Source organism: Streptosporangium sp. NPDC003464 (genome assembly GCF_053588315.1).
On sequence record NZ_JBSFPS010000391.1, the window covers coordinates 1 to 6504 of the forward strand.

Below are 6504 nucleotides of genomic sequence, written 5' to 3' on the forward strand. Positions count from 1 at the left end.
TCACCGGCACCGCCTGGGACTTCCCCGACGAGCTCGCCCGCCTCCCCGAACTGCTGGAGGAGAAGCTCAGGGCGCCGTCGGTCGAGGCCGGAAGCTACGACCTGGTCATCGACCCGTCCAACCTGTGGCTGACGATCCACGAGTCCATCGGGCACGCCACCGAGCTGGACCGGGCCCTCGGCTACGAGGCCGCCTACGCCGGCACCAGCTTCGCCACCTTCGACCAGCTCGGCAAGCTGGTCTACGGCTCGCAGGTGATGAACGTGGTCGGCGACCGCACCACCGAGCACGGCCTGTCCACGGTCGGCTACGACGACGAGGGCGTGGCGGCCAGGCGCTTCGACATCGTCTCCGGCGGCGTCCTGGTCGGCTACCAGCTCGACCGGCGGATGGCGCGGCTGAAGGACCTCGGCGCCTCCAACGGCTGCGCCTTCGCCGACTCCCCCGGCAACATGCCGATCCAGCGCATGGCCAACGTCTCGCTGCTGCCGGCGCCCGACGGCCCCTCCACCGAGGGGCTGATCTCCGGGGTGGACCGCGGCATCTACGTCGTGGGCGACAAGAGCTGGTCCATCGACATGCAGCGATACAACTTCCAGTTCACCGGCCAGCGGTTCTACCGGATCGAGAACGGCAGGCTCGCCGGCCAGGTCCGCGACGTCGCCTACCAGGCCACCACCACCGACTTCTGGCGGTCGATGGCGGCCGTCGGCGGCCCGCAGACCTACGTGCTGGGCGGGGCGTTCAACTGCGGCAAGGGCCAGCCCGGCCAGGTCGCCCCGGTCAGCCACGGCTGCCCGTCGGCGCTCTTCCGCGACGTGCGCGTCCTCAACACCCTGCAGGAGAGCGGCAAATGAGCGGGCGCGGCGAGCGGGCCGGCGTCCGCGGCGGGCTCCGGGCCCCGGGCGGGGAGATCGTATGAGCGAGCGGATCGAAGGAAACGACATCTCGGCGAGCGCCTCGGCCGGCCGCCGGGAAGGGAGCGGGATGAGCCCTCAGGAGATGATCGAAAAGGCCCTGGACCTCTCCACGGCCGACGACGTCGTCGTGATCGTGGAAGAGGGCTCCAGCGCCAACCTGCGGTTCGCGGGGAACACTCTCACCACCAACGGCGTGGGCCGTTCCTCGCAGCTCACCGTGATCTCGATCGTGGGCCGGGGGGTCGGCGTGGTGTCGCGGGCGGCGGTCCGCCCCGAGCAGCTCGCCGACGTCGTCGCCGCGGCCGATCACGCCGCGGAGGACGCGACGCCGTCGGAGGACGCCCGGTCGCTGGTCGAGGGCCCTCGCTCGGCGGACTGGGACCTGCCCGCCGAGCCCACCTCCATCGGGGTTTTCGGCGCCTTCGCCCCCGCCCTGGGCGAGGCCTTCGCCCGGGCCGAGGCGGACGGGCGCAGGCTGTACGGCTTCGCCGAGCACATCGTCACCACCACCTTCGTGGGCACCTCGACCGGGGCCCGGCTCCGGCACACCCAGCCCACCGGGCGCCTGGAGCTCAACGCCAAGTCGCCGGACATGAAGCGCTCGGCGTGGACGGGCGTGGCCACCCGCGACTTCTCCGACGTGGACGTGGCGGCGCTGGACGCCTCGCTGGCCCAGCGGCTGGAGTGGGCCAAGAACCGGATCGACCTGCCGGCCGGACGGTACGAGACGCTGCTGCCGCCGACGGCCGTGGCCGACCTGATGATCTACCTGTACTGGACGGCCGGCGCCCGGGACGCTCTGGAGGGCCGTACGGTCTTCTCCAGGCCCGGCGGCGGGACCCGCGTCGGGGAGACTCTCTCCCCGCTGCCGATCCGCCTGTACAGCGATCCGGCCGCGCCGGGCATCGAGTGCGCGCCGGCCGTGGTCGCGCACGCCTCCAGCCGGCAGCAGTCGGTGTTCGACAACACCCTGCCGCTGACGCCCACCGACTGGATCTCCGACGGCGCCCTGGCGAGCCTGATCCAGACCCGGCACTCGGCCGAGCTGACCGGCCTGCCGGTGACCCCGGCGATCGACAACCTGATCATGGAGGGGCCCGCGGGCGGCCGTTCGCTGGAGGAGATGATCGCCTCCACCGAGCGGGGCCTGCTGCTCACCTGCCTGTGGTACATCCGCGAGGTCGATCCGCAGAGCCTGCTGCTCACCGGGCTGACCCGGGACGGCGTCTATCTGGTGGAGAACGGCGAGGTCGTCGGCGAGGTGAACAACTTCCGCTTCAACGAGAGCCCGGTGGACCTGCTGGGCCGCCTCACCGAGGTCGGCGCCGCCGAGCAGACCCTGCCGCGCGAGTGGAACGACTACTTCACCCGCGCGGTCATGCCGCCGCTCCGGGTGCCCGACTTCAACATGTCGACGGTCAGCCAGGCCAGCTAGCGCTGGGTGAGCGGGATGGTGTGCACCCGCTCCCAGCGCTTGGCCGTCACCAGGCGGGCGCTGGCGTCGGTGAGGTCGTAGACGACCGACCAGCGGGTGTGCCCCTGGGCCACCCGCTGGAGCAGGTCCATCCCGTCCTGCCAGGTCCTGGCCGCCGGGAGGCCGTCGGCGAGCTCGCCGTAGCGGGTGTCGGTCATGCGCCGCTCACCGGTGGTGCCGGTCATGGCGAAGTTGGTCAGGATCCGGTCCTCGATGACGTTGAGCTTGCCGCCGGCGAACTCCACGACGGCCGACTTCCCGCCGGCGTCGGCGAGCAGGTAGTGGATCTGCGGGCTGCCGGTGAAGTCGATGTCGTAGCGGCGCATGATCGCCACCGCCTCGTCCACGGTCGCGGCCTTGTCCAGCATCACCCGGATGATCCGCACACTGCCGACGACCGGGCGGCCGGCGGTCCTGGGCGGCAGCTCGCCGTCGGGCACCGCGGCCATGCCGATCGCCAGCCCCTTCTCGTTCACCCCGTCGAAGGGGGTGAGCACGGCGTGGGCGAGCCTGCGGCGGACCCCCGGGTCGGCCGTGTCCGGCGTGGCGGCGCTGCCGAGCACGTAGGACAGGTCCGCCGTGGACACCGAGGCGTAGCCGTCGGGCGGGTCGGCGTGCACGACCATCGCCGGGTTGGGGTCCCAGTCGAAGTTGCGGCCGAACAGCGGCCGCTCCCCCGCCAGGTGGAACAGCGAGCAGGCCCAGCCGTCGGCGCGCCCGGCGAGGTCCTCCTCGCTGACGGTGGCCTCCCGGTCGTACGAGCCGTGGAAGGTCATCTCGTACAGCGGCAGGTCGTCCAGCCGGCGCAGGCTGCCGAGCGTCCGCCGGACGTCGGCGGCGCTCTGGTCGAGCGCGCCGCCGCGCACGGGCCCGGCGGACGGGGAGGCGGGTGGGGACGCGGGTGGGGATGCGGGTGGGGATGCGGACGGCGCGGCGGCCGGAGGGGCCGCGGAGCCGCCCACCGGGGCGGAGCATCCGGCGAGCAGCAGCGCCGCGGCCAGCGCGGCTCCCATGACGCGGTGGAGATCTCCCATCCCCGTAGTCTGCTCCGCCGGGGCCGCGCCGTACAAGATCAGGCGTCCGGGGTCAGGCGTCCTCCAGGCGGAATCCGACCTTCATGCCGACCTGGAAGTGGCCGACCTCGCCGTCGATGATGTGCCCCCTGACCTCGGTCACCTCGAACCAGTCGAGGTGACGCAGGGTCTGCGAGGCACGGCGGACGCCGTTGCGAATGGCCGCCTCAAGACTCTCCTCCGAAGTGCCGACTATCTCGGTCACCCGATATGTGCGATCCGTCATGCCGTCATCCTTACCCGGCGGCCATGATCGCACGCCCTCCGGCGCCGTCCCGATCCGCGGGCCCGGCCCGCTCCGAGGGCGGAGTTGGACCCGCCCCGTCCGAGGTCTAAGTTGGAGTGGTGAAGGTATGGCACAAGCGCCGGGTGGTCCACCAGGTAACCGATGCCCGGCCGTCGCTGAGCGAGGACATCGGGAAGCGGGAGAAGAACTATCTCATCAAGATGGGGATCCGGCTCGTCTGTCTCATTCTCGCCTTCACGGTGCCGGCTCCGCTGCCCGTCCGGCTCCTGCTGTTCGCCGGGGCGATCTTTTTACCATATGTTGCCGTCATCGGGGCCAACGCCCCGCAGCGCGGACCGATCAGCACCCCTGACATTGCGGAAAACGGCCAGAACGAGATCCCGCTCCACCGACGCGAGATCGGGTCGTGACTAAGTCTTGACGCATCTCAGGGGTAGTAGGTGTACGCTTTAGCCAAGTGCCCTGGTCCCCCGTCGGGGCACTGGTGCCGGCGTTCCGGGCCCCCGTCGGAACGCCGATGAAGCGGCGCCGGGTGGTTTGCCCCCGTAACCACCCGGCGTCGCCCTTTTTCCAGGGCCTCCAGCTCTTCCAGGACCTCCGGTTCCAGAGTCTCCATCTTCCCCGGATCGCCGGCCGCGCCTGTCGGCAGGACCCTAGCTGTCGCCCGCCGTCCGCTCCCACTCCCGTGCCAGCGCGGTCAGCCGCTCCACCGCGTCCGGTGGCGCCGTGCCCGCCCCCTGGGCCAGTCCCAGCAGATACGCCGTCAGCGGCGCGGCCGGGCGCGTCACCCCGTGAGCGACCTCCTTGGTCAGGTCCAGCAGCGCGTCACGGTCGATCTCCGCGGGGTCGACGCCCAGCTCGCGGCAGACGATCGCGGTCCACTCCGTCAGCACGTTCAACTCTCACTCCTCGCAAGGGGGGCGCTCTCGCCCCGGGACATCACCGCTCCGGCGGCTCTCGCCGGGCGTTCAGACCTGTGCCGGCGGCCCTGGCTCGCCGCTCCGGGCCCGCCGCAGATCCGCCGGCGTGTCGCAATCGAACCACGGCTCCCCGGGGAGATGAAGCGTCACGGGGGCCAGCGGGGCGAGGAGCCCGTGCAGCGACCGGCCCTCGTAGCGGGCGAGCGCCCCGCCGAGCTCCGCCGTACGCCAGACTCCGACGAGCCACTGCTCACGCCCGCCGTCGTCGACGAGCACCGCCCCCGTCCGCGCCGCCGCCAGCAGCGCCGAGACGTGCCCGGCGGTCAGGAACGGCAGGTCGGCGGCGAGCAGTGCCACCCACGGCGCGCTCACCTCGGCCAGCCCGGCCCGCAGCGCCGGGACGGGCCCGGCGCCGGGCGGATCCTCCCGTACGAAGATCCCCCGCGCCAGTCCGGGGCGGTGCGGCCCGACGACGACGAGCCTGCCGGCGTCCGGCACGGCCGCCGCCACCGTTTCGATCAGCGGCCGTCCGGCGACGCGCAGGCCCGGCTTGTCCTGCCCGCCGAGCCTTCTCGCGTGGCCACCCGCCAGGATGCACGCGTCGTAGCGCGCGCTCATCCGCCGATGGCGGACATCGGGCGGGACGGCTGCAGGAAGGACGGGTCGTCGATGCCGTGCCCGGCCTTCTTGATCCGGACCGCGGCCAGCCAGCGCTCGGCTATCTCGTCGTCGCCGGCTCCCGAGCGCATGGCGGCGCGCAGGTCGGACTCGTCGGTGGCGAACAGGCAGTTGCGGATCTGGCCGTCGGCGGTGAGCCGTACGCGGTCGCAGCTGCCGCAGAACGGCCGGGTGACCGAGCCGATCACCCCGACCCTGGCCGGCCCGCCCCCGACGAGGAACAGCTCGGCCGGGGCGCTGCCGCGCTCCACCGGGTCGTCGTCGGTCAGGTCGTAGGACTCCTTCAGCCGGGCGAGGATCTCGTCGGCGGTGATCATGTTCTCCCGGCGCCAGCCGTGCTGGGCGTCCAGCGGCATCTGCTCGATGAAGCGGAGCTCGTAGCCCCGTTCGAGGCAGTAGCCCAGCAGCCCGGCGGCCTCGTGGTCGTTGATCCCGCGCATCAGCACCGTGTTGACCTTGACCGGGCGGAGCCCGGCGGCGTCGGCCGCGGCCAGGCCGTCGAGCACGTCGGTCAGCCGGTCGCGGTGGGCGAGCTTGGCGAAGGTCTCCCTGTCGAGGGTGTCGAGGGAGACGTTGACCCGGTCCAGGCCGGCCTCGGCGAGCGGGGCGGCCAGCCGGGCGAGCCCGATGCCGTTGGTGGTCAGCGAGACCTGGGGCCGGGGCCGGAGGGCGACGGTGCGGGCCACGATCTCCACCAGCTCGCGGCGGAGCAGGGGCTCACCGCCGGTGTAGCGGACCTCGGTGATGCCCAGCCGCTCCACCCCGATGGTCACCAGCCGGACGATCTCGTCGGCGGTCAGCAGGTCGGGCTTGGGCAGCCAGTCGAGGCCCTCGGGGGGCATGCAGTAGGAACACCGCAGGTTGCAGCGGTCGGTGAGGGACACCCGTAGATCAGTCGCCACCCGGCCGAACGAGTCTCGCAGCATCGGGCGTCACCTCCTCACACCATTCATCCTCATCCAAGCAGGGGGCCAGCCTAAGGCCAGCCCCCTACTCACCCCAAAGTCAGGCCGTATCCGCGGCAACATCACCGGCGGCCGGTTCATTCCTGGAGGGCCGCCCCGGCGGCGGCCGGCGGGTCAGCCCTTGACGCAGACGAGCTGCCGGAGGTGGGCGACCACCTCGACGAGGTCGGTCTGCGCCGCCATGACCGACCGGATGTCCTTGTAGGCGCCGGGGATCTCGTCGATCA

General features: G+C 72.2%; 9 protein-coding genes. 3 read left to right on the forward strand and 6 right to left on the reverse strand.

From position 1 onward, the window contains the following. Both ACWDS7_RS45220 and ACWDS7_RS45225 read left to right on the forward strand, forming a co-directional pair. Positions 1-857 (forward strand): TldD/PmbA family protein (locus ACWDS7_RS45220; RefSeq protein ID WP_451934320.1); only part of this gene is annotated, 857 nt, incomplete at its 5' end. Positions 858-987: 130 nt separating this feature from the next. Further along, the gene (locus tag ACWDS7_RS45225; protein ID WP_451934325.1) at positions 988-2355 is read left to right on the forward strand and encodes a metallopeptidase TldD-related protein; all 1368 of its coding nucleotides are present in this window, start codon (positions 988-990) and stop codon (positions 2353-2355) included. Here the strand turns inward: ACWDS7_RS45225 and ACWDS7_RS45230 are convergent. Next, a complete protein-coding gene (locus tag ACWDS7_RS45230; RefSeq protein WP_451934321.1) occupies positions 2352-3428 on the reverse strand; it encodes a linear amide C-N hydrolase in 1077 nt (358 codons plus the stop codon). The genes ACWDS7_RS45225 and ACWDS7_RS45230 overlap by 4 nt on opposite strands. Before the next feature lie 52 nt (positions 3429-3480). Beyond that, entirely contained in the window at positions 3481-3693 is a 213-nt protein-coding gene (locus ACWDS7_RS45235) for a dodecin (RefSeq protein WP_306868978.1), read from the reverse strand. Between the two features lie 119 nt (positions 3694-3812). On the opposite strand from ACWDS7_RS45235, the gene ACWDS7_RS45240 reads away from it, so the two are divergent. After that, positions 3813-4124, forward strand: coding sequence for a DUF3099 domain-containing protein (locus ACWDS7_RS45240; protein ID WP_451934322.1), 312 nt, complete (start codon positions 3813-3815; stop codon positions 4122-4124). Positions 4125-4367: 243 nt separating this feature from the next. Here ACWDS7_RS45240 and ACWDS7_RS45245 read toward each other — a convergent pair whose 3' ends face one another. The 4 genes from ACWDS7_RS45245 to ACWDS7_RS45260 all read right to left on the reverse strand — a co-directional run. Next, a complete protein-coding gene (locus ACWDS7_RS45245) occupies positions 4368-4607 on the reverse strand; it encodes a DUF6457 domain-containing protein (protein ID WP_451934326.1) in 240 nt (79 codons plus the stop codon). A 75-nt stretch (positions 4608-4682) separates the two neighbouring features. After that, positions 4683-5252, reverse strand: coding sequence for a molybdenum cofactor guanylyltransferase (gene mobA, locus ACWDS7_RS45250; protein WP_451934323.1), 570 nt, complete (start codon positions 5250-5252; stop codon positions 4683-4685). Then, positions 5249-6238 carry a GTP 3',8-cyclase MoaA gene (moaA, locus tag ACWDS7_RS45255; RefSeq protein ID WP_451934324.1) on the reverse strand — a complete coding sequence of 330 codons (990 nt, stop codon included), beginning with the start codon at positions 6236-6238 and terminating at the stop codon, positions 5249-5251. The genes mobA and moaA overlap by 4 nt, the downstream gene beginning before the upstream one ends. A gap of 153 nt (positions 6239-6391) precedes the next feature. After that, the coding region (locus ACWDS7_RS45260) for an RtcB family protein (protein WP_451934327.1) at positions 6392-6504 on the reverse strand (113 nt) is incomplete at its 5' end.

Bases quoted from the DNA above. Each gene is read 5' to 3' on its own strand.
- mobA (WP_451934323.1), bottom strand. From the start codon at position 5,252: ATGAGCGCGCGCTACGACGCGTGCATCCTGGCGGGTGGCCACGCGAGA.
- ACWDS7_RS45235 (WP_306868978.1), bottom strand. From the start codon at position 3,693: ATGACGGATCGCACATATCGGGTGACCGAGATAGTCGGCACTTCGGAG.
- ACWDS7_RS45230 (WP_451934321.1), bottom strand. From the start codon at position 3,428: ATGGGAGATCTCCACCGCGTCATGGGAGCCGCGCTGGCCGCGGCGCTG.
- ACWDS7_RS45225 (WP_451934325.1), top strand. From the start codon at position 988: ATGAGCCCTCAGGAGATGATCGAAAAGGCCCTGGACCTCTCCACGGCC.
- moaA (WP_451934324.1), bottom strand. From the start codon at position 6,238: ATGCTGCGAGACTCGTTCGGCCGGGTGGCGACTGATCTACGGGTGTCC.